The sequence below is a fragment of the Pasteurella oralis genome (assembly GCF_002850605.1).
Taxonomy (GTDB): Bacteria; Pseudomonadota; Gammaproteobacteria; order Enterobacterales; family Pasteurellaceae; genus Pasteurella; species Pasteurella oralis.
In genome coordinates this window covers 81,235-106,686 of record NZ_NXGB01000004.1, presented here as the reverse complement: position 1 = coordinate 106,686, position 25,452 = coordinate 81,235, and the positions used below count along the sequence as shown (strand labels likewise).

The following is a 25,452-nucleotide window of genomic DNA, read 5'->3' as shown; positions in this document are numbered from 1 at the left end:
GCGTTACGCGAAAAGTGCTAACACATTGTTGTCTTAGCACTGCTTTTTCTATTGTCCATAATAAGCATCTTTACCGTGTTTACGTAAATAGTGCTTATCAAGAAGTTCTTGTTGCATTGGCGCTAAATTTGGACGAAGCTGGCGACTAAATAAATTCATATAGCCAATTTCTTCTAATACCACGGCATTATGTACCGCATTATCCGGATCGGTCCCCCAAGCAAAAGGTCCATGAGAATGGACTAATACAGCAGGTACATCTTTGGGGTCAATTCCGCGAACACGGAATGTTTCTACGATCACTTTGCCAGTCTCAAGTTCATAGTCACCTTGAATTTCAGCAGGCGTCATTTTGCGCGTACAAGGGATTGAACCATAGAAATAATCTGCATGGGTTGTACCTGCGGCAATTAAGTCTTCGCCTGCTTGTGCCCAGATCGTCGCGTGGCGAGAGTGAGTATGGACAATACCACCAAGAGTTGGAAATTGGCGATAAAGTTCTAAGTGAGTTGCCGTATCAGAGGAAGGTTTTTTACTCCCTTCAACAACCTGACCTGTGAATAAGTCTACCACGACCATATCCTCTGCGGTCATGACATCGTATTCCACACCAGAGGGCTTAATCACCACCAGATTTTTTTCTCGATCGATACCGCTCACATTGCCCCAAGTAAAGGTAACTAAATGGTATTTTGGTAAGGCTAAATTCGCCTCAAACACTTTTTGTTTTAATTGTTCTAACATGGAAAACCACCTTCTTTCATTTTTTGTTCAATCCAACGACGAGCTTGAATAATTTCCATAATTGGTTCTTCTGCTTTTTCTGTCCACATTTCGATTAAAAATGCACCACGATAATTCAATTTTGCTAAAGTACGAAAACACTGTACAAAGTCGACACATCCTTCACCAAACGGCACATCACGGAATTGTCCTTGGCAAGTAGCGGTGACTTTATAAGTGTCCTTCAAGTGAATTGCAGAGATTTTGTCGATACCTAATTTAAGCTCTTCACTCACATTGTCATTCCAAGCAGAGAGATTGCCTAGATCTGGATAAACCGTAAACCATGGCGAACGAATAATATCGTCCCATTTCTTCCAACGACTAATAGAGCTGATAAATTGGGTATCCATAATTTCAACGGCAAGCGTCACTTGATGGCTTGCCGCAAGGGCGACTGCCCATTCTAGTCCTTGCTGGAAGCGTTGAATTGTGCCTTCATCTTGTTGTTCATAATACACATCATAACCTGCAAGTTGAATAGTCCGAATACCAAGGTCAACGACAAGTTGAATTGCTTTTTCCATGATGTCATAGGCTTTTTGGCGCGTTGCTTCATCTCGGCTACCAAATGGAAAACGGCGATGACCCGATAAGCACATGGATGGAATAGTGATGCCAGTTGAAATAATGGCTGTGACTAATTCAATGCGCTCAGCTTTTGTCCAATCTAAACGTGCTAAACGTTCATCAGTTTCATCAATTGAGATTTCGACAAAATCGAAACCACAGGCTTTCGCAGTGGATAAGCGATCCTGCCAACTGAGGTTTTTAGGCAATGCTTTCTCATAAATGCCGATTTTATGTTTTCTCACAATATACTCCTTGTTCGCCTCTGCAATATTAGGACCAATATTTATCAATTTCTGACCGCACTTTTTCTGCAGTGAGTTTGCCTTTTTCGCCAGTAAATACACGTCCTGCAATAAAGGCTTTGGCATTGATATCTTTAAATAAATGAATATCTTCAGGCACAATGCCACCAGTAATTGATAGCGCTAACCCCAGTTCTGACAATTTTTTCATCGTGGATAAATCTTCTTCTGTCCAGCCTTTACCTGCGGCTTCGGCATCGCGTGCACGGTGATAAATCGCTTGGTTAATACCTAACGCAACCCAAGTTTTGGCATCTTCAAATGTCCAATTGCCATAGATTTCAATTTGAATTTCTTTGTGGTAGCGATCAGCAATTTTTTTGCAGCTCTCAATTGTTGCAATATGCGCAGCAGCAGAGACCGTTAACCAATCAGCCCCCGCCTTGAATGCCATTTCGGCTAAAATTGCGCCAGCATCGGTTGTTTTCATATCGCAGACTAAGATATGCTCCGGATGTAAGGCACGTAGTGTACGCACTGCTCGCATACCTTCTGCAAAAGCAAGAATAGTGCCAACTTCAATAATATCGACTGAGTCTGCAGCATGTTTTGCTGTGACAAGTGCGCTATCTAAATCGACTGCATCTAGCGCAAGTTGAATAAGTGGTTTTGCCATTTTTTTCCTCATCAAATAATCATTAAATCATTGCCTGTAGTGCTTTAGTGAGCTGCTGGTAACGTTGATATTTCTGCTGATAAGCAGTGAAGTAAGCAGGATTAGGTTCAACACTAAACATGGTTTGTGTTTGGAAGACATTGTTTGCCTCGCCAACCCCTTGCATTGCCATTAATGCGGCACCAAGACAACCCGTTTCCTCAATTTGAGGGATTTCTAATTTCATTCCTGTGAAATCAGCGAGCATTTGTAACCAGATATTGGATTTTGTTGGTCCACCAGTTACACGCAGTAATGTGGCTTGTGGGAAACGTTGTAGCATACGATTGAGGTGATGCATTAAACTGAACAATACCCCTTCGTAAATCGCTTGTAATAAATGGGCTTGGCTGTGATGCGCTTGGATACCATAAAATCCAGCTTGCATCCCTAAACCTGCATTGGAACCATATAAAAAAGGAATAAATAAAACCGAACTGGCAGCAGGTTCAAGCTCACTGACAAGTTGGTTAATTTGTTGATAATCGAGTTGCCATTGCTTAACAAACCATTCTAAATTCCCCGCAGAGGTTGGACTGGCTTCGTGAATAATAAATTTTTCGGCTTGTGCATAGCGTCCATATACAAAAGGCAGCGTTTGGCTATCGTCGATATGAGTCGTGATGCCACTGACCACAGACCAAGTACCTAGTACAGCATTAAGTTTTGTTTCATCATCTAGATCCGCGCAAAGTGCGGTTGAAACCACATCAAATAAGCCACCAACAACAGGCGTGCCAACGCACAATCCCGTTAATTCTGCCGCTTCAGGCGTGACATAACCTGCAATCTCATTGGCTGCGATGATCGGTGGGAGTTTGCTGGTAATGCCTGTTAAACCTAATAATTCGGCAAGTGCGGGATCATATTCACCAGTGTGCATATTGTATAAATTAGATTCAGAAATATTAGTTTCTTCACAAAATAGTTCGCCAGTTAAACAAAAACGTAAATAGTCATGTGACATTAATACCGCACCAATTTGTTGATAGCGTGTGGGTTCATGCTGTTTGACCCAACGCAAAATTGAAACAGGGTGCCCTGTCCACAAGGTCTGTCGAGTCATCGGATAAAGTTTGTCGGCAATACCGGCGCTTTGCCATTGTTTCACAATGTCTAAAGCTCGTTGATCAGAAGATAAAATCGCATGTCCAAGAGGCTTGTTTTGTTGATCTAACAAAAAAGCGCCTTTGCCTTGTGCAGAGATACCAATACCTTTGATGTTACTAGCTGCAATTTGACTATGCTCAATCGTTTTTCGGATGACTGTTGCACAAACTTGCCATAATTCGTGCATATCACGTTCGGCATAGCCCGCTTGTTCGCTAATCACTTGGACGTTTTCACGCACACAACCAAACATTTTGCCAGAAGTATCAAAGAGCGCTGCCTTAATAAAAGTTCCGCCACAGTCTATGCCTAAGTAATAATTCATAGTCTATCCTTAGTTAAAGGTTAAACGATACAGACTATTGGTTGCTGTAATAAACAAGGTTTTTTGATCAGGACCAAAGGTACAGTTAGAGGTGGTTTTATCAAGTATAATCCGCCCTAAAAATGTCCCATCGATTAATAAAATCAGTAATCCTGTTTCACAGCTACAATAAATCACATTGTTTTGATCGATGCAAAAACCATCAGGAATACCCGGCGAAATCTCCGCAATAGTTGTACGATTATGTAGTTGTTTGTCCTCGACATCAAAAACCACAAGATGATGTAAACCTGCCTTGGCAAATTCTACAGCTGACATATCTGCAACGACTAATTTTGTTTCATCTGCGGAGAAAGCCAAACCATTTGGTCGCATCACATGAAAAGTGGCGATATTGATGTCGTCAGTTTGTGGATCATAACAATACACATAACAACCAATAATTTCACTTGGTGATTTTTTACCCTCTGCATCGCTTAAAATACCATAAGGTGGATCAGTAAACCAAATAGTCCCATCAGATTTCACAATCACATCATTAGGTGAATTTAGCCGTTTACCTTCCAATTTATCGACTAATACACGAACATTGCCTGTATGATCAGTTAAGCTGATAGCTCGGCTGCCATGTTCGCAGGTAATGAGGTTGCCTGCTGCATCGACTGCATTACCATTGGCAAATTGCGATGGTTGACGAAATATCTCAGTACCTTGTTGGGCACTCCAGCGATACATGGTGTTACCTTTGACATCACTGAAAACCACAGCTTGTTGTTTGGTTAACCAAATAGGACCTTCTGCCCAAATCGCTTTATCAAACAACTCTTCTAATTTGGCTTCTGTACCAACTAATTGGTAAAAACGTTGGTCATAGACTTCAATTTTGGCTGATAACATATGCTCTCCTCATTAGGAAAGTGCGGTCGTTTTTCTAAAAGTTTTGACGACCGCAATGATTAACTATTTCACATCCCAAATCGCTTTATATGCTTCTTTGTAACCATTTTGTGGGTCATAAAGGTTGTTAGTGCCCCCATCAAATGCCACATTGTCTTTGATTACTAAATGCGCTGGCGTGATATAGCCAGAAGGTTTTTCGCTAGCAAAGGCACGATTGAGTTCATCTACTAATTGCCAACCATGTAAATTCAGTGGTTCTGGTACAGTGGCAAATTGATGATTGTTAGTACGAATGCGTTGATAGGCGGTGACAGAACCATCGCCTGCGGAAATGTTGTATGGCATTTGCCCTTTATTTGCCGAGCGCAAGGACGGTGCCATAAAGTCAAAATAGAGGTCATTGATGGCTAAAGTGTATTGCAAATCATCCCCGTATTTTTGTAATAAACTAAAAGTTAAGCTCGGCATGCGGCTTGAGGTGTCTGCTAGTGGGGTATCAATAAATTCTAACACTTGGCATTCTTTACATTTCTCAATGACCTCTTTCATTACATTGGCTTTGCGTAAGGCTATTTCATATAAAGAGTCAGTGAGAATCACCACTTTTGCTTTTCCATCTGAGTTTGCGACCGCAAGTTGAGCGGAAAGTTTAGCAATTTGGTCAGAGTCAGACGTCACATTATAGAAAATGTTGTATTTATCGATTGGACCAGGTTCTGGTGTGGCATGCCATGTGACGAGCGTAATCCCGTTTTTATTAGCTTTACTGAGTGGAATTTTTGCCACATTGGGGTTCCAACCGCCAATCACAATGGCATCAGGCTTACGTGCAATCGCTTGGTTTAAGGCGGCTAATTGGTTATTCACAGAACCTGCACCATCAAGGACATCCAGTTTCCAACCTGTAACAGAAGTGGCTTCTTTCATGCCATCAATTACACCTAACACACCACCATTTTTCATATCAGAAGCAATGAAAATAATGTTCTTTCCTTGTTGTAATTTAGGACCTGTTGTTGGACCATCCCAAGTGGTTTGTTGAGCTGTTGCTGCGGCAACTTGTTGTTTTGCTTCAGCAACAAATGGATCGTTTGCGATAGCATGGCTTGTAAAAGCGAGTGTGACTAAAGCTGCTAGCGTGCTTAAATTGCGATGAAAAGCGTGTTTCATAAGGTTCTCCTTACAATAGATCAATTAACACAACAACGGATTATTTTGTTGCTGCTTTCTTTTGTACTGCTTTTTGATTTAATAAACGTTTGCGCTGGGCATAACCCGCAATTGTGATAGATAATAATAAAGTGGCACCATTAAATAATGGTTCGACCCAGAAGGCACCGCCAAATTGCTGGATACCTGAGATACCGATAGCGAGGATAGCAATTCCCACAACTGTACCCCAAACATTGATACGCCCTGGCTTAATAGTGGTACTCCCTAAGAATGCCCCCACTAATGCTGGCAAAAGATAGTCCATACCCACACTGGCTTGACCTACACCTTGTTGTGCGGCGATTAAGACACCAGTGAAACCGGTGATTAAGCTGGAAACAATAAAGGGTACAATCGTGTATTTCTTAATTGAAATACCATTCAGATGGGCGGCGGCAGGATTTCCTCCTACCGCATACATACAACGTCCCGTTGGGGTATGTTCAGTCACAAGCCACATTACAATCGCAATGATTAATACGTAAAAGGCGGAGATCGGAATACCAATGATTTCAGTACTGTTAATTGCAATAAAACCATCAGGTAAGTCACCAACAATTTGGCGACCGCCTGAGTGCCATAGGGCGATGGCATATAGTACTGTACCAGAACCTAATGTCGCGACGAAGCTATCAATATCAGCAAGGGCAACTAAAATGCCATTGAGTAAACCGTAAATAGCAGCCACGATTAGGACTGTAATAGTCGCCATTTGCCATGAAAAGCCAAATTGGACTTGTAAAGTAATGGCTAAAATATGCCAAAGGACAATACCGAAACCGACGTTTAAGTCGATTTTGCCGACGATCATAGTGGTGGTCGCGGCGAGTGCAAGTAACGCAATTTTTGATTTACTTTCTAAAATTGCATTTAGCGTTAACATTGAGGCGAAAGAATCTGTCGTCACAGAGAAAAGAATGACTAGTAAGAAACATAGCCATAATAAACCATACCGAGTGAGCATTTGGGAAAACCACGCCGCAAAGCCATCACGCGCAATAGATACGGGCTGTTCTAATGCAGTTGATTTGATATTTGTTTGAGCCATGATGCTCTCCTATTTGTTTAAGTGCGGTCTAAAATATGAAAATTAATTTATGCTGGCTGTTGAATCAGAGGCTAACGCCAGTAAATTAGCAAACGTGACTTGTTCATTGAATAATTCACCTGCAATATCGCCACGATTAAATATCAACGCGCGGTTGCAAAGATGAGCGATTTCCTCAAAATCATTTGATATCACAATGATAGCAATGCCTTTTTTCAATGCTTGATTTAATAAGTCATAAATTTCTGCACGTGCACCAACATCCACACCCGCAGTAGGATCTTCTAAAATTAATACTGGCGTATTGAGATGCATCCAACGTGCAAGCACAATTTTTTGTTGATTACCACCAGAGAGTGCGCTGACATCAATGAATAAATTTTTCGGTCGAATATCAAAGAGCTGGAATTTATACCAACTTTCCGCCCATTCTTCTTTGCGGGCATAATTTTTTAACGGTGAATGACCACTTAATACTGGGTTGATAAACAGGTTTTCTGTGGTTGTCATTGACATCACTAAACTTTCTCGGATACGGTCACCAGCAACTAGTGCAACGCCCTTATGAATCGCATCACGAGGCGAATCTACATGATATGTGTTACCGTTTAAACGGATATGTCCACTCTCTAACTCACGTAGCCCGAATAATAAACGCCCAATTTCTTCTTGCCCTGCACCACGTAATCCTGCGAGTGCAATCATTTCGCCTTGCCGTAGGCTGAAGGAAACAGGACCTGTATCGCCAACCACAACATGGTTGAGTTGTAAAACCTCTGGTGTATTTTTAGGTAATGGCTCGCGTTGTTTACCTCTTGTTTCTTCACCCACAATGGCTTTGACTAATGACTTCACGTCGTAGTCTTTAGTGGGACCTTCTGCGACAGGATGACCATCGCGCATCACTAAAATACGATCGGAAAGCGTAATCACTTCATCTAAACGATGAGTGACATAAATCATGCCAACATCCTGTGCACGTAGACGATTGAGAACAACGAATAAGTGTTCAACATCGCTTGCGGGCAGCGAGGCGGTTGGCTCATCTAATACTAAGATTTCAGCATTCACTGCAATGGCGCGTGCAATGGCTAATAATGCTTTTTCTGTACGGCTTAAATCAAAGACGCGCGTTTGTGCAGAAAGATGGATGCCGACAAAATCAAGCGCATCTTGTGCTTGTTGATTAATTTTTTTCCAATCAATTAAACCAAAGCAGCGCGGAAATCCCATCACGAATGCCATATTCTCGGCAATTGTCATCCATTCAATCAAGCCTAAATCCTGATGAATAAATGCAATAGGCTGTTTGTTTGTATGAGAAAGTGATTGCGCAGATTGAATTTTATGTTGATGAAAGCGAATTTCACCTTCGTCGCGTGGATAAATTCCAGCAAGAATTTTGATTAAGGTTGATTTACCTGCACCATTCTCGCCAAGTAATGCGACAATTTCGCCTCGATGAATATCAAGACTGACGTCATTTACTGCGGTATGGCTACCAAATCGTTTCACGATATGTTGTAGCTGAAGGATTGGAGACTGTTCAGTGGTCACCATAGGTTCCTCCTGTTTCATGAGGAATGAGTAAAAGTGCGGTCGATTTTGCAAAAGTTTTGCACTCGACCGCTGAACGGGTTTATTTTGCTAATGCGTCAATTTGTTTGACCAGATCATCACCATTTTTCTCAATGAATGCTTTGCGTACCTCGCTTTCAATGGCTGCTTTAAATGGTTTTGTATCGACACTATCAATCACTTCAATGCCCGCTTTTTGCATTTTTTCAATGATACCTTTTTCATTTTCAAGGTTCAGTTGACGTTGATAAGCGCCTGCTTCTTTTGCAGCTTCGACAAGGGCAGTTTGTAATTCAGGTGACAGTCCATCAAACTTGGCTTTGTTCATGACAACAATTAATGGTGTATAACCATGATTAGTTAAGCTTAAATGTTTTTGTACTTCATATAATTTAGCAGACCAAACAATACCAACTGGGTGTTCTTGTGCATCAACGGCACGTGTTTCAAGCGCTGTATAAAGCTCTGATAATGGCATTGGTACAGGGTTTGCCCCTAAAATTGAAAATGCTTGGATATACATTGGGTTTTGATTCGTACGTACTTTTAACCCTTTAATATCATCAGGCGTTTTTACTGGGTGCTTTGAGTTGGTAAAAGAACGGAAACCCACTTCCCAAAATGCGAGACCTTTTAAGCCTTGTGCTTCTAATTCTTTTAATAAGCCTTGACCAATTTCACCGTCTAATACCGCATAAGCATGCTCACGATTTTGGAAAATAAACGGAATATCAATCACGTTTAATTTCGGTACTAGCCCAGAAAAGTTCGGTGAGCCTGACATTTCTAAGTCAATTGTACCGCCTCGTACAGCACTGATCATAGTTTGCGCATTACCTAAGGTACTATCAGGGAAAAGGCTGAGTTTGATTTCCCCTTTTGTTTTTTCTTTTAGAAGATCATTGAATTTCTTTGCGGCGTCATGTTGAGTATCACTACGCGGTGCTTCATAACCAAAACGTAATGTGGTTGCCGCACTTGTACTGCCAGCAAATACAGCCATACCTGCCATTAACACTGCGAGAGTTTTGAGATTGAATAGTTTCATAATGTTCTCCTGTGACGATTTAAGGTTGTAGCCAACTAAGTGGCGTTAAAATTAAGGCTGGGAAGAAAATGAAAGCAAAGAGCAATGCAATCATCATCAATAAGTATGGCAGTATGCCTTTTGCAGCTTGATCAAAAGGTAATTTAGAAACGCCAGTAATGACATTAAGGACATTACCTACTGGTGGTGTGATGAGTCCAATTGAGGTATTAAGAATGAACAGCACACCGAAGTAGACAGGATCAATTCCCGCTTCTTCAACTAATGGCATGAGTACTGGAGTAAGAATTAATACTGTCGGCGTTAAATCCATGACCATACCAATGACAAAAACAGACAGCATAATGACAATCAGTAATAAAGTCGGGGTATCAATCAAGGGTTCTAACAATTCTGTCATCATGTGTGGCAATTCTGCAATGGTGATTAACCAACCTGTGACTTGTGCGGCGGCAACCAGAAACATGACGACCGCGGTCGTTTTTGCTGCTGCTAAAATCACGTTGTACAATTGTTTTATTTTTAATTCCTTATAAACGAACAGCGAAACAATCAATGCATAGAACGCTGCTACAGCACCTGCTTCTGTTGGGGTAAAAATACCAGAACGGAAACCACCAATGATGATGACTGGTAGCATTAATGCCCAAATACTGTTTTTAAAGGAAATACAAAGCTCTTCTTTACTGGCTTTAGAAAATGTCATGAGATTAAGACGTTTCGCTTGCCACCACCATAAGCCACCTAAACAAATTCCCATTAGGATACCCGGCGCAATACCCGCTAAAAACAGTTTAGTAATAGATACACCGCTGGCGACACCAAAGATAATAAATGGAATAGAAGGTGGAATAATTGGCGCAATAATGCCCGCAGTACCAATTAAACCAGCAGATCGATCTAATGGATAGCCTGTAGTTTTCATCATAGGTAATAACATTGCGGCGACTGCAGCGGTATCGGCTACTGCAGAACCTGATAAACTTGCCATAATCATTGCCGCAAGAATTGCAACAAAACCTAAACCACCACGTTTATGACCAACTAACTTCATTGGTAAATCGATAATGCGTTTTGATAAGCCACCTTCATTCATAATTTCACCTGCTAAGATGAAAAATGGAATGGCCATTAATGAGAAGCTATCTGCACCACTGATAATTTGTTGTGCCAGAATTTGTGCATCGAATAAGTCTAAGTGCAACATCAACGCGACGCCACACAATAATAAGGAAAAAGCGACAGGGATACCCAATAAAATGGCACCTAACAGCGCGGAAAGAAAGATGATAACTGTCATTTACTTTCTCCTTTAATTAGGTGGTTAGCATTGGCAAAGAGCCGAATGATAAGCAGTATGGCAATGGCTGAACCAGCAATGAAACTGGCTAAATAGGTTATGCCAGTTGGTATCCCTGAGATGGGGGCCATATTGTTTAAATTAAGTTTAAATTGTACCCAACTGCCAGTAATCAAAAGATAGCAACAAAACAGCATCAGGCTATCGGTAAATAAATGTAAGATCTTTTGTTTATGTGGTGATAAGCGAGAAGTAAACATGGTGACATTGACATGGCGATTTTCGTTAAATGCGAGAATTGCACCGAGAAAAGCCAGCCAGACAAATAAGTAACGCGACACTTCTTCAGTAATATTGATACTGCTATTGAAGCCATAACGTAACACAACATTAAGAAACACTAAACAAGACATAGTCGTTAAAATAATGACAACTAATGCCTCTAATAGTTTAGTGATCGCTGAACTAAGTGATTTCATGACGCCACCTCTAATTCACTTACTGCAATTTTTACCACCACTTTACGGATTGTGGTTGATTGCTGATCAAGGCAGGCTGGTCGATGTATGTCTTGAGGAAAAAATACAGCAAAATGACCCGGGCGCATAATGAGTTCGATTTCATTTTCTACCTTTTGGTAGAAGACGATATCACGTTCATTGTCATAATCTTGCGCAATAGAATTATTGCCTACATCAATGCTCACACCAATACGTTCAAAGCCTCGATGTAGGTATTGCACATCAATATAGCGACGATGTGCTTCAGGTTGAATCACTGCTTTATCTTGGGTTTCAAGATCTAACACTTGCGCATAGATACGTTCACCAATAATCGGATAACGGCCGACAGCGAGTTGATCAAAATCGGTGCTGGTAAGATAATCCAGTGCAATCTGAATTGCGGCTGGATAGTGTTTTTTATCAACTTGAGAGAGATGACCGAAAAACATAGCGTTTCCTTATAGGGATTTAATTTTTTCCCAAACAGATTCATCAACTGGGATGCCATTGGCTTTATTTTCGGCACGAATTGTAGTGAATTCATGACCAGGTAAGCGAATTGTAACTTCAGGATCTGCCCGTTGTGCCGTTTTGACGTAGTCCATAATCTTGTTGAGTTTTTCGTCTTTCGTTTTACCATCAATTAAACGATCTACTTCAATGGCAATAAAGATTTGTGAAACACAGTATTCGTCATCTTTTTCTTCTGTCACTTCCGCCACAGATAAACCATTAGAAAGCAGTGTGGCGATCATGTCTAATACAATAGATAAGCCTGATCCTTTCCAGAAGCCCATTGGCAGTAAGCGACGATTTTTTTCTACTGTTCCGGGATCACGGGTGAGATTACCTTCATCATCAAAACCTGCGTCCACAAAGGTTTGGCGACCAGCTAAACGATGTACTTCTAACATACCGTAAGAATACATTGAGCAGGACATATCGACCATGGTAATCGGATTGGTTGGTACAGCAATAATCAATGGATTTGTACCTATACGGCATTCTTTCGCTCCCCAAGGTGGCATAACGGCAATGGAGTTTGTCCAACAGATCCCGATATAGCCTTTTTCCGCAGCTTGCCAGCCATAACCGCCACCACGCATCCAGTGATTCGCATTTTTGAGTGCGACTACACCAATACCAAATTGATCGGCAATTTCCATTGCGCGGTCCATCATTTTTTTGGCGGTCAGGTTACCAATTGCTTGATGCGCGTCCCATTGTTCAATTGCGCCTAAAGAAAGTACTTTTGTGGGGATCGCATCAGGAACAATATCGCCTTTTTCGAGCTGTGAGATAAAACGTGGAAAGCGATTGACACCATGGGAATAAACACCAGATTCGGTGGTGTCTGCAAACATCGTTGCACATTCTTCAGCGATATCTTCACGGACATTTCTTGCGAGTAATACACGTTTAAATTCTTGCTTGAGTGTTTCGTAGCTGACCTTCATATTGCCCTCACTATGTTAATCTGTTTCATATATTGAAATGGCGTTTTAAAAAATTATAATCTGAATAAAATTTGTACGCAAATGAAAAGCATAAATAAAAAATTTTATAAATCAGATAGATATAAATTTTTTCATTTTTTGTGATCAGGATCTCATTTTTATTTTGGCAATATCTCATTAGAATAAACTCACGCAAAATAGGCTATTTAGGAATGAAAAGGATGCAAGAAGCGGATAAAAATAAAAGAGCTAGCAGTAACCAAAGTTTAATCAAAGGTTTGTTACTGATTGATATTTTAAGTAATTTTCCCAATGGTTGCCCGTTAGCTAAACTTTCTGAATTATCAAATCTCAATAAAAGTACAACACATCGCATGTTACAAACATTGCAAGCCTGTGGTTATGTGAAACCGGCAAATACAGTTGGCGCATATCGTTTGACGATGAAATGTTTAATGATTGGGCAAAAAACCTTAAGTTCTTTGAATATTTTGAATATTACCGCGCCTTATTTAGAGCAACTTAACTTAGATACAGGCGAAACAGTCAACTTATCGATGCGCGACCATCATCATGCTGTGATGATTTATAAACTTGAACCTACTACAGGTATGATGCGTACTCGGGCATATATTGGCCAGCGTTTAGAACTCTATTGCTCAGCCATGGGAAAAATCTTTATGGCCTATGAAAAAGGGCATGCTTTAGAGGATTATTGGGACAAGAATCAAGCGAATATAACACAATTAACTGCCAATACTATTGTGACCCCAGTTGCCATGTCGTTAGAGCTAAATAAGATTCGAGAATTAGGTTACGCAATGGATAATGAAGAAAATGAAACGGGGGTAACCTGTTTAGCTTGCCCGATATTTGATATTAATGGTCATGTCGCTTATTCGGTGTCAATTTCTTTATCTACCGCCCGATTAAATCAGATTGGTAAAGAAGTATTGTTAACCCATTTAAAGCAAGCAACTCACGCAATTTCTAAAGAGTTAGGCGCATAAATTTGCTCATGATTAAAAAAAGACCTTCAATCTGTGTTTGCAGGTTGAAGGTCTTGTTGTTTCAAATGTTTCAAACTTATTTTGATTCTCTGTTTAATGTCCTTTATGACTCGTGCTGTAAAGGATTTTATCAGTATATGCCATGGCAACTGCAGAAACTAAAAAGCCTAAGTGAAGGAATAATTGCCACATCATGGTTTTTTCATCCATATTGGCGGCATTTACAAAAGTCTGTAATAAGTGAATGGATGAAATACTGATAATCGACATTGAAAGTTTGACTTTAAGTACTGAAGCATTCACATGACTGAGCCATTCTGGTTCGTCAGGATGATCTTTAGTACGTAATTTGGAGACAAAAATTTCGTAGCCACCCACAATCACCATAACCAGTAAGTTAGCAATCATCACAACGTCAATGAGATTGAGTACCGCTAGCATGATCATATTGGCATCCATACTTTGTAAATTAGTCATTAACTCCCATAATGATTTCATGAATTTATAAGCATATACCCCTTGTACTATGATCAAACCTAAATAAATAGGTAATTGCAGCCAACGGCTGGCAAAGATGACTTGGCTAATGATATTAGGGGCATGATGCTGACGTGGTTTATAACGTTGTGATTTTACTTTTATGGGGTGTTGCTGAGATTGTTGTTCCATGTTGAGTTAATTTTAGTGAATTAAATGAGTCGTGAAACTTACCTGTTTTTAGCGGAAAATTCAATGGGTTTTTCTGTAGGCTAGAAGTGCGGTTAGATTTGAACAAATTTCGCCGCACTGTTGTTGATAAGTTAGATTGCTTGCAAATCGATTTGCTTAGTTTCTTTGATGTAGCTTAGGGCAATTAACGAAATTAGCGCATTTAGGGCTAAATAAATCCCAACGCCATTTAAACCAAAATAAGCATTGATTTTTATTGCGACCATTGTTGCAACACTTGCACCAAGAATGCCAGCGACATTATAGGCTAATGAAGCGCCGGAATAGCGTACTTCTGTTGGAAAAAGCTCGGGCAATAATACCGCCATAGGGCCAAAAGACATGCCCATAATCACAAAGCCAATTGCTAAGAAAGCAAAAACACTGCTTGGTGTGCCGTTATTTAAAAACAGTGGTAAGCAAAGTCCGAAAATGATTGTTGCCACACTGACATATTGCATTAAACGACAGCGTCCAATTCTGTCTGCACAGATCCCTGAAAAAGCGATCGCAATGGCGAAAATCACAGATGTGATTAATAAAAAAGCAGTAAAAGTACTTGCCGGCATGCCCAACCCCATTGAATGACCCGCAGGTGAAAGATCTGTTGGGCTTTTTGCATAAATTTGTGTAAACGCTGCCAAAATATAGAATAAAACATAACCTGCAACAGCAAGTAATACACCAGTAATAAAGGGGCTAAGATGTTGAGTAAACACGGCTTTAACGGGGAAAGTATGGGGTTTTCGCTGCGTTTTTGCCTCAAAAAAGACCGCACTTTCGTGGATTTTAGTCCGTACATACCAACCAACAACCACTAATAACACAGAGGCAATAAAAGGAATCCGCCAAGCCCATTCAATTAAGGCAGCCTGCCCGAAAAATTGACCTACAGCGAAAAAGGCGCCATTAGCAAGTAATAAGCCAATTGGCGCACCAAGTTGTGGAAAAATACCATACCATGCTCGCTTTTGTGCTGGTGCATTTTCGATGGCAACTAATGCGGCACCGCCCCATTCACCGCCAAGTCCGATACCTTGTCCTATACGACATACACAAAGTAAAATTGTCGCCCAAATCCCGATATCTGCGTAGTTAGGCAATAGCCCAATCGCGACAGTGGAGGCGCCCATTAATAGCAGTGAAGCAATGAGGGATTTTTTACGCCCAATTTTGTCACCAAAGTGACCAAATAATATGGCACCAAAAGGGCGAGCAAAAAAAACAAGCGCTAAAGTCGAAAGCGAAGCAAGTTGATTACTAATTGGATCGGCACTATGGAAAAATTGATGATTAAACACCAATACGGCTGCCATCGCATAAATATAATTATCAAAATACTCAATTGCAGTACCCACCATAGTAGCAAGTGCAACTTGACGAGGATTATTATGCATTACCCAGCAACTCCTGTACTGTTTGTTTAATATTGTGAGATTGGGTAATTGCTGAAATAACTGCAACACCGTTGGCACCTTTTTGGCGTAGTAAATCCGCAGTTTGTACAGTAATACCACCAATAGCGACGATAGGTTTATCAATACCATTTTGACGAATGGTCGACACAAAATCGACACCAACAACAGGTTTAGGATCTTCTTTCGATTGGGTTGGAAAAATTGGGCCTGTACCAAAATAATCAATTAATGGATTAGCTTGAGCGGCAAATCCCTGTTGCAGTGTATTAACTGAGGTACCAATGAAACATTTGCTATGACAAAGTGCTGCTACATCAGCTACAGCCATATCAGTTTGTCCAACATGAATACCATCGGCACCAATTTCAATAGCTAATTGCACATCATCATTTACTACAAACGGTACATGATATTGGTGACAAAGATCGCGGCATTTTATAGCAAGTGCTTTGATTTTTTGTCGATCTTGTAAAGCGTTTTTGCCTTTTTCACGGAATTGATAGCAAGTAATACCTGCTTGTAAGGCTTGCTCTAAAATACTCAGTAAATTTTCTGTTGCTTTACCCTCTACATGCAAACAGTCCTGTGTCCCTGCAATGAAATATAAGCGCATGAATGCCTGTACATTTTGCATAGTTCCTCCTTAATGTACTTATTTATTAAGCTGAGAATATGCCCAATGGTTTGTTGGACCATTACCATGACCAATGTTGAGTGGATGACTAATGGCAGCGGTAATAAATGCTTTTGCTGTTTTTACTGCCGCGACAACATCATGTCCTTTTGCGAGTTCAGCAGCGATACAAGCCGAGAAAGTACAACCTGTACCGTGAGTATGTCTGGTATAGAAACGTGGGCTATCTAAATGTAAGATTTCTGTTGGTGTAATAAGCCAATCTCGGCAGATTTCACTTTGCGAATCTTGAGTATGTCCCCCTTTAATCACAATATTTTTTGTTCCCATTTGCTGCAAAACTTGTGCAGCCTGTATTGCGCTTTCATCATCAACAATGTGGATGCCTGTTAATGCTTCTGCTTCAGGGATGTTTGGTGTGATGACCTCTGCCATTGGTACTAAATGAGTTCTCAATGCCTCTACTGCACTTGGTTGTAGTAAAGGCGCGCCATTTTTGGCATACATCACGGGATCTAATACCGTTTTGCCAAAATCATATTTTTTCAGCGCATTAGCAATACATTCAATAGTTTCTGAATTGTTTAACATCCCAATTTTGAAGGCAGAGATATGATAATCATCGGCGATAGCTTTGAGTTGTCCTTCAATGATATCAAGCGGGACAGCATGGATTGCATATACGCCCATGCTGTTTTGGACGGGAATTGCTGTAATAGTGGTCATACCAAATACATGCTGCATTTGGAAAGTTTTTAAATCGGCTTGAAAACCTGCACCACCGCAGTTATCAGAACCAGCAATTGTTAATGCTTGTGCAATGCTCATAGGGAAATCCTCTTATATTGTAAAATTTGTTGTGGAGTAATACTGGCTAATTGATCTAATAAGTGAATGTAGAATTGACCATGTTGATTTGGGTTTAAACCTTGTGCTGCGAGTTCTCCTGCAATAGCATAAGTTGTTGCAGCTTCTAACATGGCATGAAAATAGTCTTCTGGTTGAGCTACAGATAAAAACGCACCACAAATAGCACTTAATAAGCAGCCTGAAGCAGTAATTTTAGGTAATAAAGGAGTACCGTTATGAATTTGTGCTTGGCGCTGTCCATCGCTTAAATAATCTGTTGCGCCACTGATCATTGCGACACAGTGGTATTTCTGTGCAACAACTTGTGCGATTTCTGCTAAATCAGCCTTGCCTGTTCCAGCATCTACTCCTTTAGCTAGCCAGTGAACATCAGCAATTGTCGCAAGCTCGCCTGCATTGCCTCGAATTGCTGCAAAGTTAACTTCTTTAAGGAGTGTTGTCACCGTTTGTTTACGAAAAGTAGTGGCTCCAACGCCCACAGGATCTAGTACGACAGGAATCCCTACTTCATTTGCAGTTTTCCCCGCCAATACCATCGCCGCCACCTCTTTACCCATTAAGGTACCGATGTTGATCACTAAAGCTTGACTAATGCGAGGTACTTCGTCCATTTCTTCTATCGCTGCCGACATTAACGGTGAGGCGCCAATAGCCAGTAATCCGTTGGCAGAGAAATTTGCTGCTACCACATTAGTAATATTGTGGATAAGGGGATTTTGAGTTTTAATTTTAGTTAGGTAGTTTTTCATATTTAGTTTGTTGTTTGTGTCGACATTTTGTAAAAATTATTTAATCTCTACTGCATAATCACTCAATGGTTTAATCATCTTCGTCAAGCCATTGTCTTGCAAAAATGCCGCCATACGTTCATAGCGATGACTGTCTAATGCGCGAGGGCGTAATGTCAAACGAGGTAAGGTATCTTGCCAAGCTAAACGATTGAGATCGTTGTCGAGTTCTTTCGGTTTGTAAGCAACGAAAGCTTGCCAAGCTTCAGTCGGATGATTAAGGATGTAAGTCGTTGCTTGCTCAAGTGCGGTCAGAAATTTACTGATTTTTTCTGTTGGCATGCTATTTTTATTTGCAACAAGAATTAACTCATCATAAATAGGCACACCATGTTCTTCTGGATAAAATGCACGACCGGGATGTTTTTCTAATTGCATTTGATTCAGTTCAAAGTTGCGAAAACCACCAATGACGGCATCAACTTGACCACTAATTAAAGAAGGTGAAAGGGACCAATTCACATTCACCATTTCAATGTCTTTATCTGTTAAGTGAGCTGATTTGAGCATTGCTTTTAACAAAGAATCTTCAAAACCGCTCACGGAATAACCAATTTTTTTGCCTTTTAAATCAGCTAAACTGTTGATATTACTTTTTTCTAATACAATCAAGCTATTAAGTGGTGTTGAAATCAGTGTACCAACGCGTGTTAATGGCAAATCCTCGGCAACTTGAATTTGCAGTTGTGGTTGATAATCAACGGCTAAATCTGCTTTACCAGCGGCAACCAGTTTAGGGGGAAGAGAAGGGTCGGCAGGTTCAATAATTTCAACCTCTAAGTCATTTTGTGCAAAATAGCCTTTTTGTTGCGCGACAATAATGGCTGCGTGATCTGGATTGACGAACCAATCGAGTAATAACGTCAATTTTTCTTTTGCCGATACGGAAAAACTGACTCCCATTGCGAGTGCCAGAGTGAGTGTATTTTTAACTAATTTTTGCATCATCTTTCTCCTACTTTGTTTAACTTAAATCTAAGCCCATTTGCCAGAATGCAGATTCCATTCGGGTGGCAGTATTAAAAATATGTTGTAATTTCTTTATCTGTGTATCAGTTAAATTTGCGCACAGTGTGTCTAATAGGTTAGTAGTATTTTGTGCAGCTGTTTGAAATTCTTCACCTGAATAAGCATCAATCCATGCTTGATATGGATTATTTTTAGGACTAATATCACTTTCCACGATATGTTTGGCTATCACCGCATAACCAATGGCGCAAGGCGCAATAGCTGTGTAAAGTTCTGCTAAACCGTTTGTCATGCCTATGTCTAACACATAGCGTGTATATGCCACACAAGCAGCAGATTCTTCAGTGCTCAATAAAGTTTTTTCATCAATTCCCCAGCTTTCACAAAATTGAATATGCAGCTGAATTTCGTGCAACAATGCGCCAATTGCATCATGTGCGTTTTTCATTTGGGCAAAATTTTCTGCTTTATAAATCCCCAGTGACAATGCTCGGTTGTATTGAAACAGAAATAAATAATCTTGTTTGAGATAGTGTTGAAAGCAGACTTTCGGCAATGTGCCGTTGGCAAGTTGTTGTACAAAGGGATGGTGAATATATGTTTGCCAATATTGGCTTGCGTTGTTGATGAGTTGTTGTGTTGTAGACATGTTGTTTCCTATCATTTTTAACGTAAGGTTTCATCTTTACTTTCTTTTACTTGTGCAAAAGAAAGGTATACCCCGACTAAGTAGCTTATCCTTGATTAAAAAGGAATTTTTTAACAATAAATAAGTTGCTTTCACTTCGTTACGTAATGTTATTTCCTTAAAAATGCCTTTTCCAAGCAGGCAGCTTACACAAAGGCTTCATTGAGTTAGCTGGTTATAAAAGTGCGGTGAGATTTTAAAATTTTTAAAAAAATGACCGCACTTTAAAAGCACTTTATTCTGTTTCTTGTTTTGCTACTTCTGTAGCGTTGAATTTTCCATTAGGTCAATACTATGAAATAAAGACCCTCAATCTATGCAACTTTTATTTGCTTCGTTTGTCCAGTGAGCTGTTGTTAAAATGCTATTCAAAAGCGCTTATTTACCTTTTGCTGATCTATCTTTGCCCAAACAAAGAAAAGTGAAATCACTTCAAATATCTTATCCATGGGATCCATCTATTCAGTAAATAATCCACACTGAAATACAGTGTTAAACTTATCAGCATCAAGATAAATAGTGCTGAAAACATTAAATCGACTTGCATGCGTGCATTTGCATGTAACATTAAATAACCCAATCCCTGCGAAGAACCGACCCACTCGCCTACAATTGCGCCAATAGGGGCGACAGAAACTGCGATACGTAATCCAGAGGCAAAAGAGGGAAGGGCTGCGGGGAGGCGGACTTTAAATAGCATTGCAATGGGTGAAGTTTTCATGGTTTTAGCTAATTCGAGCCATTGCATTGGTGTATTGCGTAGTCCGTCGTAACAGGCTGCGGTGACAGGGAAGTAAATAATCAAGATAGTCATAGCAATTTTTGAGGCAAGACCGTAGCCAAACCACAGCACCAATAAGGGTGCAATAGCGAATACTGGAATAGCTTGTGAAATAACGAGTAATGGCAATAACAATGCGGATAAATGGGGAGATAGGCTGAGTAATAGCGCGGAGATTAAGCCTAATATAACACCCAAACTCAATCCTAAACCGATTTCTAACATGGTGACTTGTGCATGCTGCCAGAGTAAATCATAGCGACTGCTCAGTTGCGTTAAGATGTCTGTTGGTGGCGGCAACATATAATGTGGAATAGCAAAAAAACTGACCGCACTTTGCCAACAAATGAGTAAAAATAAAGCTAAAAAAGCGACTTTAATTAGGGAGATCACCTTCATCAAATTGCGCCCTGCATCAGTTGGTTAAGTAGATATTGTTGTAATTGCCATAAATCGTGTTGCACGAGTTCTCGTGGTGTATCGCCTATAGGTGAAATTTTAGTGGATAACGTGGCAGGATAATGTTGCAAAATATAAATCTCATCGCTTAAACGAATAGCTTCTTGTGGATCATGTGTAATAAATAATACGGTTTTATCTTTCAATAAGGTATGAGCGAGATTTTGTAATTGTAAGCGAGAGATGGCGTCCAATGCCGAGAAAGGTTCATCCATTAAAATGATTTCTGCTTCCTGCATTAAAGTACGAGCAAGTGCAATGCGTTGACGTTGTCCGCCAGACAGGTAATAACAGGCTTTATGTTGGTGGTTGTCCATGTTTACTGCAGTAAGTAATTGTTTAGCTCTAGCGATTGTCGCTGCATTTTTTGTGTTGTTCAAATGATGAATGAGTTGGACATTATCTAAAACAGATAGCCATGGGTAGAGCGCATCTTGTTGCGCCATGTAGCTGACTTTTCCCCCTTGTGGGAAATGAATTTCGCCTTGCGTTTTAGCAGTGTTTTCTAATCCTGCAATCGCACGTAATAACGTTGATTTTCCCACACCAGATGCACCGAGTAAGCTTATCCATTTTCCTTTGGGCAAGCAAAAAGAAAAATCAGCAAATAATGGCGCTTGATTATAACGCAAAGTTAAATTACGAATTTCAACGGCATTCATGGTTTAAACCATTCATTCAGCGTTGCAAGAAAAATAATTGAAAAATAGAAAATGATAAAAGAAAAGGGGGAAGTATTGGCATAATTAGTTTCCTACGTCAGTACGAGCTGTATCAGGTTCACGGGTATCATCTCAGCTTTACTTATTTTGTAAAGCACCCCGACTAAAGTGCAATAAGGCTACCTAAGTTAGTTAAAAAGAGAAGTAATTTATTAAAGAATTGTGAACAATATCACATTATTTAATTTAGTTGTGATGATTTCTTCAGCAGAGTATTCTATTTTAGTGAATGATTAAGGATAGTTTATGCTACAAACTTTGGGTTTATTTATTTTAACTGCATTAGCTGAAATTATTGGCTGTTGGTTACCTTATTTATGGCTACGTCAAGAAAAAAGCGCGTGGCTACTGATTCCAGCTGCGCTTAGCCTAACATTATTTGTTTATTTGTTGACCTTACATCCTACCGCAAGTGGGCGAATTTATGCAGCTTATGGTGGAGTGTATATTAGCGTAGCACTGATTTGGCTGTGGTTAGTTGATGGTCAACCTTTACGCTGGCAGGATTGGTTAGGCGTTGCTTTTTGTTTAATAGGTATGGCAGTAATTATGTTTACCGAGAAATCGGGTTAAAGAGAGTCATTTTATGAAATAAAATTGCATATGATAAAAAGCGACTATTATTTTTCGCGAGCTTTTTTAATTGGATGCCTCTCGTTCCTATCGACTGGGTGTTGGCGAGTGAGCGATTTAAGGACATTATTCGTCAGCAGTATGTGGAATTACAAATCAAATAAAGTTAAAAAACAGCAGCAACAAGTTAATATTTACTGCTGTTTTTTTATTGAGTAGATTAACTCGTTTGGCTTTCGGTTTGATTTTCTTCTGCTTTTACCATTTGTAACCGTTCGTTCTCGATATCATTATGTAATAATTCTATGGTAGGCATATTTTTATTGGCTTTTGCAGAAAGTGCTTTAAAACGTTCAACTTTTCCAACTAAGCCTTGCTGCCCAATAAGCGCGGTTACTGTGCTGTTGTAATGTGTACTGGCTGTAGAAATGCTGTTACCAAGCTTATTCAAACGTTCTGCAATTAAACAAATTTGATTATAAATGTCACCTGCTCGAGCACTAATTTCTTTAGCTTCACTATTCCCTCGCTCGATTCGCCATAAGTTTGCAACTGTGCGTAAAATAGGCATTAAAGTAGTGTGCGAAACGACAATAACATTTTTCTCGTAACCATAATTAAATAAGTTTGGCTCCATTTTCATTGCTTCGATATAAGCAGGTTCAAGGGCAATAAACATCAGAACAAAATTTGGGCTGCGCATGCCAATTAAGTTGCTATAATCTTTACGTGATAAGTCATCGATATGATTTTTTATCGCTTTAATATGTTCACGTAATTTACTGTGACGAGTTATTTCATCTTCCGTATTCACTGCATTTTCATAAGCAACTAATGACATTTTACTATCAATGATTAAATGCTTATTGTCAGGCAAATTTAACACAAAATCGGGGTAATTATGTTTACCTTCATTATCTTTAAAATGTGCTTGTGCAGTGTAATGTTGTCCTTCTATTAAGCCTGCCAATTGTAACGCTCGTTCCAGCTGTACTTCACCCCAATTACCTAGCGTTTTCTTTTCACCCTTTAAAGCAGAAGTCAGATTATCGGCTTGTTGCGACATAGTGAGCCCGATTTGCAATACTTTTTTTATTTCTGCCTCTAAACCGGCATTACCTTTTACTGATTCTGAATGGATTTCATTCACACGTTTTTGAAAACCTTCAATTTGCTCACGGAAGGGTTTAAGTAGGCTATCTAACGCGGTCTGATTGCTTTGACTAAAATGACGACTTTTTTCTTCTAAAATACGATTGGCTAGATTTTGAAATTCTATGCTAAGTTGTTGCTTACTTTGCTCAATATTTTGTTGCTGTTCAGCAAAATTTTTCTCTTTTTCTATTAGTGTAGTTTTGAGTTCGGTGAGTTCTTGTGAAAGTGTGGTCAGTTTGGCGATTAATTCACGATTTTCTTGTTCTTTGTGACTAAACTGAGCTTGACTATGCTCGAGTTGTTTTTGCAAACTTTCTGCTTGCGCAGTGGCGATACCAAAACGCTCTTTAAGTGCGGTGATTTTTTCTGAAATTTGAGCGTGACGTACTTGTTGTTCATCAAGCTCTTGTTGTAAATAGTTTAATTTTTCATCACGTTCAATTAAGCGTATTTGTAAACCTTCCGCAGTTGTTTGATATTTGACAACAGCTTGTTCTAATTGATTTTTTAGTTGTTGGGATGTTTCAAATTTGGTTAATAGTTGATTGAAATCTTCAATTGTTTTATTGAGATCTTGTTGTAGTTCCTGACTATCACGTTTTCGACGAGCGCTGATAAATAATAATATGACACAACAAATCACGAGACCAGCAATAATCAGCAGAAATTGTGATGAAGTCAATTCAGATAGCATATTAACCCTTTCCGATAAAATTAACTAAGGATTAAAGTATAAAGGAAACTGGCGGATTTATCCTAACGGGTTATAATCTTTTTTCATTTTCTCGGTATTCTAATGTGTTATGGCAATCTGTTATTCTGAGGAAAATTTGACAACTTTGGCAACAACCTATTTGGAGTCGCTTGTTTGAGAGTCAGCGGCAAATTAAAGCAATATAGGTAAACGGCACCACAATGGAAAAGAAATTGATAGTGATTTACTTGCAGAGATGGAACATATTGCAGTTATAATCTAGATAACTTACGAATGAAAAATATGATGATTAATCCTCAATTTTACCTTGCTTCTAGCAGCCCTCGTCGCGCACAACTTTTACAAAACTTAGGTTTCCAATTTGAGATTTTTAGTTGTGAAATTGATGAAACGCCACGACTAAATGAAGAAGGCAAAGATTATGTGTTGCGTATGGCAGTTGAGAAAAACCAAGTCGCGCGACAGAAATGGCAGCAAGACAATCTTTCACAAGATGCGTCGTACTTACCTTTTCTGTCGGCAGATACTTCAGTGATTTTAGATGGCAACATTTTAGGCAAACCACAAGATAAGGTAGACGCTGCACAAATGTTACGCGCTTTATCTGGACGTTCACACCAAGTCATTACAGTGATTTGTCTTGCAGATCAGCAGCAAATAAAAACGGCGGTCCAAATCACACAAGTCTATTTTAAAACTTTAACGGACGATGAAATTCAAGGTTATATTGCGACAGGTGAACCGATGGATAAAGCGGGAGCTTATGGAATTCAGCAACTTGGCGGGGTATTTGTAGAACGTATTGAAGGAAGTTTTAGTGGTGTTATGGGCTTGCCAGTATTTGAAACAGTTGAATTGCTAAAAGAGTTTGGGGTTGACTTATTTTAACTGTAGAGAGCTGATAAATTGACTAAAACAAAAAAGTTGCAATCTTCTCTTTAGGGGTTATTATAACCCTATTGGTTAACAGGGAGGTTTAATCAATGGATAGTAAAAGTCTAATTAGACAAATTGAAAAAGACGGTTGGTATCTTGTCGCAGTCAGAGGAAGTCATTATCAATTTAAACATCGCATTAAAACAGGACGTGTGACGATTCCTCATCCCAAAAAAGACTTAGATATTAGAACAGTAAAATCAATTTTAAAACAAGCAGGGCTGTGATCCCG

27 protein-coding genes and 1 riboswitch are annotated in these 25,452 nt (G+C 39.7%); of the genes, 4 read left to right on the top strand and 23 right to left on the bottom strand.

Going from position 1 to position 25,452, the window contains the following annotated elements:
• Window positions 1–48: 48 nt before the first annotated feature.
• From araD to yiaK, 13 genes are all read right to left on the bottom strand, one after another.
• Entirely contained in the window at window positions 49–744 is a 696-nt protein-coding gene (araD, locus tag C0975_RS06440) for an L-ribulose-5-phosphate 4-epimerase (protein ID WP_101775568.1), read from the bottom strand.
• Window positions 738–1,598, bottom strand: coding sequence for an L-ribulose-5-phosphate 3-epimerase (locus tag C0975_RS06435; RefSeq protein WP_101775567.1), 861 nt, complete (start codon window positions 1,596–1,598; stop codon window positions 738–740). The genes araD and C0975_RS06435 overlap by 7 nt, the downstream gene beginning before the upstream one ends.
• Window positions 1,599–1,626: 28 nt before the next feature.
• Entirely contained in the window at window positions 1,627–2,274 is a 648-nt protein-coding gene (locus C0975_RS06430; protein ID WP_101775566.1) for a 3-keto-L-gulonate-6-phosphate decarboxylase UlaD, read from the bottom strand.
• 22 nt (window positions 2,275–2,296) lie between these two features.
• Window positions 2,297–3,748, bottom strand: coding sequence for an FGGY-family carbohydrate kinase (locus C0975_RS06425; protein ID WP_101775565.1), 1,452 nt, complete (start codon window positions 3,746–3,748; stop codon window positions 2,297–2,299).
• Between the two features lie 9 nt (window positions 3,749–3,757).
• The gene (locus C0975_RS06420) at window positions 3,758–4,645 is read right to left on the bottom strand and encodes an SMP-30/gluconolactonase/LRE family protein (protein WP_101775564.1); all 888 of its coding nucleotides are present in this window, start codon (window positions 4,643–4,645) and stop codon (window positions 3,758–3,760) included.
• Between the two features lie 63 nt (window positions 4,646–4,708).
• Window positions 4,709–5,818 carry an ABC transporter substrate-binding protein gene (locus C0975_RS06415; RefSeq protein WP_101775563.1) on the bottom strand — a complete coding sequence of 370 codons (1,110 nt, stop codon included), beginning with the start codon at window positions 5,816–5,818 and terminating at the stop codon, window positions 4,709–4,711.
• Between the two features lie 40 nt (window positions 5,819–5,858).
• Entirely contained in the window at window positions 5,859–6,908 is a 1,050-nt protein-coding gene (locus C0975_RS06410; RefSeq protein WP_101775562.1) for an ABC transporter permease, read from the bottom strand.
• A 42-nt stretch (window positions 6,909–6,950) separates the two neighbouring features.
• On the bottom strand, window positions 6,951–8,468 hold the full coding sequence (locus tag C0975_RS06405) for a sugar ABC transporter ATP-binding protein (protein WP_101775561.1): 1,518 nt from the start codon (window positions 8,466–8,468) through the stop codon (window positions 6,951–6,953).
• Between the two features lie 79 nt (window positions 8,469–8,547).
• Entirely contained in the window at window positions 8,548–9,534 is a 987-nt protein-coding gene (locus tag C0975_RS06400; protein ID WP_101775560.1) for a TRAP transporter substrate-binding protein, read from the bottom strand.
• Window positions 9,535–9,553: 19 nt separating this feature from the next.
• Window positions 9,554–10,834, bottom strand: coding sequence for a TRAP transporter large permease subunit (locus tag C0975_RS06395; protein ID WP_101775559.1), 1,281 nt, complete (start codon window positions 10,832–10,834; stop codon window positions 9,554–9,556).
• Entirely contained in the window at window positions 10,831–11,313 is a 483-nt protein-coding gene (locus C0975_RS06390) for a TRAP transporter small permease (RefSeq protein ID WP_101775558.1), read from the bottom strand. The genes C0975_RS06395 and C0975_RS06390 overlap by 4 nt, the downstream gene beginning before the upstream one ends.
• Window positions 11,310–11,786, bottom strand: a complete 477-nt coding sequence (locus C0975_RS06385) for a NanQ anomerase/TabA/YiaL family protein (RefSeq protein WP_101775557.1) — start codon at window positions 11,784–11,786, stop codon at window positions 11,310–11,312. The genes C0975_RS06390 and C0975_RS06385 overlap by 4 nt, the downstream gene beginning before the upstream one ends.
• A gap of 9 nt (window positions 11,787–11,795) precedes the next feature.
• Window positions 11,796–12,794 carry a 3-dehydro-L-gulonate 2-dehydrogenase gene (gene yiaK / locus C0975_RS06380; protein WP_101775556.1) on the bottom strand — a complete coding sequence of 333 codons (999 nt, stop codon included), beginning with the start codon at window positions 12,792–12,794 and terminating at the stop codon, window positions 11,796–11,798.
• Window positions 12,795–13,006: 212 nt separating this feature from the next.
• Between yiaK and C0975_RS06375 the strand changes: the two genes are divergently transcribed.
• Window positions 13,007–13,804: an IclR family transcriptional regulator gene (locus tag C0975_RS06375; protein ID WP_174674043.1), complete on the top strand. Its 798-nt coding sequence runs from the start codon at window positions 13,007–13,009 to the stop codon at window positions 13,802–13,804.
• A gap of 93 nt (window positions 13,805–13,897) precedes the next feature.
• Here C0975_RS06375 and C0975_RS06370 read toward each other — a convergent pair whose 3' ends face one another.
• From C0975_RS06370 to C0975_RS06330, 9 genes are all read right to left on the bottom strand, one after another.
• Window positions 13,898–14,473 (bottom strand): TIGR00645 family protein, encoded by a 576-nt coding sequence (locus C0975_RS06370; protein WP_101775554.1) that lies wholly within the window; start codon window positions 14,471–14,473, stop codon window positions 13,898–13,900.
• 131 nt (window positions 14,474–14,604) lie between these two features.
• Complete coding sequence (locus C0975_RS06365; RefSeq protein ID WP_101775553.1) at window positions 14,605–15,909, bottom strand: MFS transporter; 1,305 nt, start codon at window positions 15,907–15,909, stop codon at window positions 14,605–14,607.
• On the bottom strand, window positions 15,902–16,564 hold the full coding sequence (gene thiE / locus C0975_RS06360; protein ID WP_101775552.1) for a thiamine phosphate synthase: 663 nt from the start codon (window positions 16,562–16,564) through the stop codon (window positions 15,902–15,904). Before thiE ends, C0975_RS06365 begins: the two co-directional genes overlap by 8 nt.
• 18 nt (window positions 16,565–16,582) lie before the next feature.
• Complete coding sequence (thiD, locus tag C0975_RS06355; protein WP_101775551.1) at window positions 16,583–17,392, bottom strand: bifunctional hydroxymethylpyrimidine kinase/phosphomethylpyrimidine kinase; 810 nt, start codon at window positions 17,390–17,392, stop codon at window positions 16,583–16,585.
• Window positions 17,389–18,183: a hydroxyethylthiazole kinase gene (gene thiM / locus C0975_RS06350; protein WP_101775550.1), complete on the bottom strand. Its 795-nt coding sequence runs from the start codon at window positions 18,181–18,183 to the stop codon at window positions 17,389–17,391. The genes thiD and thiM overlap by 4 nt, the downstream gene beginning before the upstream one ends.
• 36 nt (window positions 18,184–18,219) lie before the next feature.
• Window positions 18,220–19,167 carry an ABC transporter substrate-binding protein gene (locus C0975_RS06345; protein ID WP_101775549.1) on the bottom strand — a complete coding sequence of 316 codons (948 nt, stop codon included), beginning with the start codon at window positions 19,165–19,167 and terminating at the stop codon, window positions 18,220–18,222.
• Window positions 19,168–19,186: 19 nt separating this feature from the next.
• Window positions 19,187–19,840 carry a thiaminase II gene (tenA, locus tag C0975_RS06340; protein WP_101775548.1) on the bottom strand — a complete coding sequence of 218 codons (654 nt, stop codon included), beginning with the start codon at window positions 19,838–19,840 and terminating at the stop codon, window positions 19,187–19,189.
• 466 nt (window positions 19,841–20,306) lie between these two features.
• Complete coding sequence (locus C0975_RS06335) at window positions 20,307–21,059, bottom strand: ABC transporter permease (RefSeq protein ID WP_101775547.1); 753 nt, start codon at window positions 21,057–21,059, stop codon at window positions 20,307–20,309.
• A complete protein-coding gene (locus tag C0975_RS06330) occupies window positions 21,059–21,781 on the bottom strand; it encodes an ABC transporter ATP-binding protein (RefSeq protein ID WP_101775546.1) in 723 nt (240 codons plus the stop codon). Before C0975_RS06330 ends, C0975_RS06335 begins: the two co-directional genes overlap by 1 nt.
• A 72-nt stretch (window positions 21,782–21,853) precedes the next feature.
• Window positions 21,854–21,953, bottom strand: a riboswitch (TPP riboswitch).
• A 134-nt stretch (window positions 21,954–22,087) separates the two neighbouring features.
• Here C0975_RS06330 and C0975_RS06325 point away from each other — a divergent pair.
• Window positions 22,088–22,414 carry a YnfA family protein gene (locus tag C0975_RS06325; RefSeq protein WP_101775545.1) on the top strand — a complete coding sequence of 109 codons (327 nt, stop codon included), beginning with the start codon at window positions 22,088–22,090 and terminating at the stop codon, window positions 22,412–22,414.
• A gap of 220 nt (window positions 22,415–22,634) precedes the next feature.
• Here the strand turns inward: C0975_RS06325 and C0975_RS06320 are convergent, their stop codons facing one another.
• Window positions 22,635–24,263: a DNA recombination protein RmuC gene (locus C0975_RS06320; protein WP_101775544.1), complete on the bottom strand. Its 1,629-nt coding sequence runs from the start codon at window positions 24,261–24,263 to the stop codon at window positions 22,635–22,637.
• A gap of 306 nt (window positions 24,264–24,569) precedes the next feature.
• Here C0975_RS06320 and C0975_RS06315 point away from each other — a divergent pair, with 306 nt between their 5' ends.
• Entirely contained in the window at window positions 24,570–25,172 is a 603-nt protein-coding gene (locus C0975_RS06315; RefSeq protein WP_101775735.1) for a Maf family protein, read from the top strand.
• A 95-nt stretch (window positions 25,173–25,267) separates the two neighbouring features.
• Window positions 25,268–25,447 (top strand): type II toxin-antitoxin system HicA family toxin, encoded by a 180-nt coding sequence (locus C0975_RS06310; RefSeq protein WP_101775543.1) that lies wholly within the window; start codon window positions 25,268–25,270, stop codon window positions 25,445–25,447.
• The last annotated feature ends 5 nt before the right edge of the window (window positions 25,448–25,452 follow it).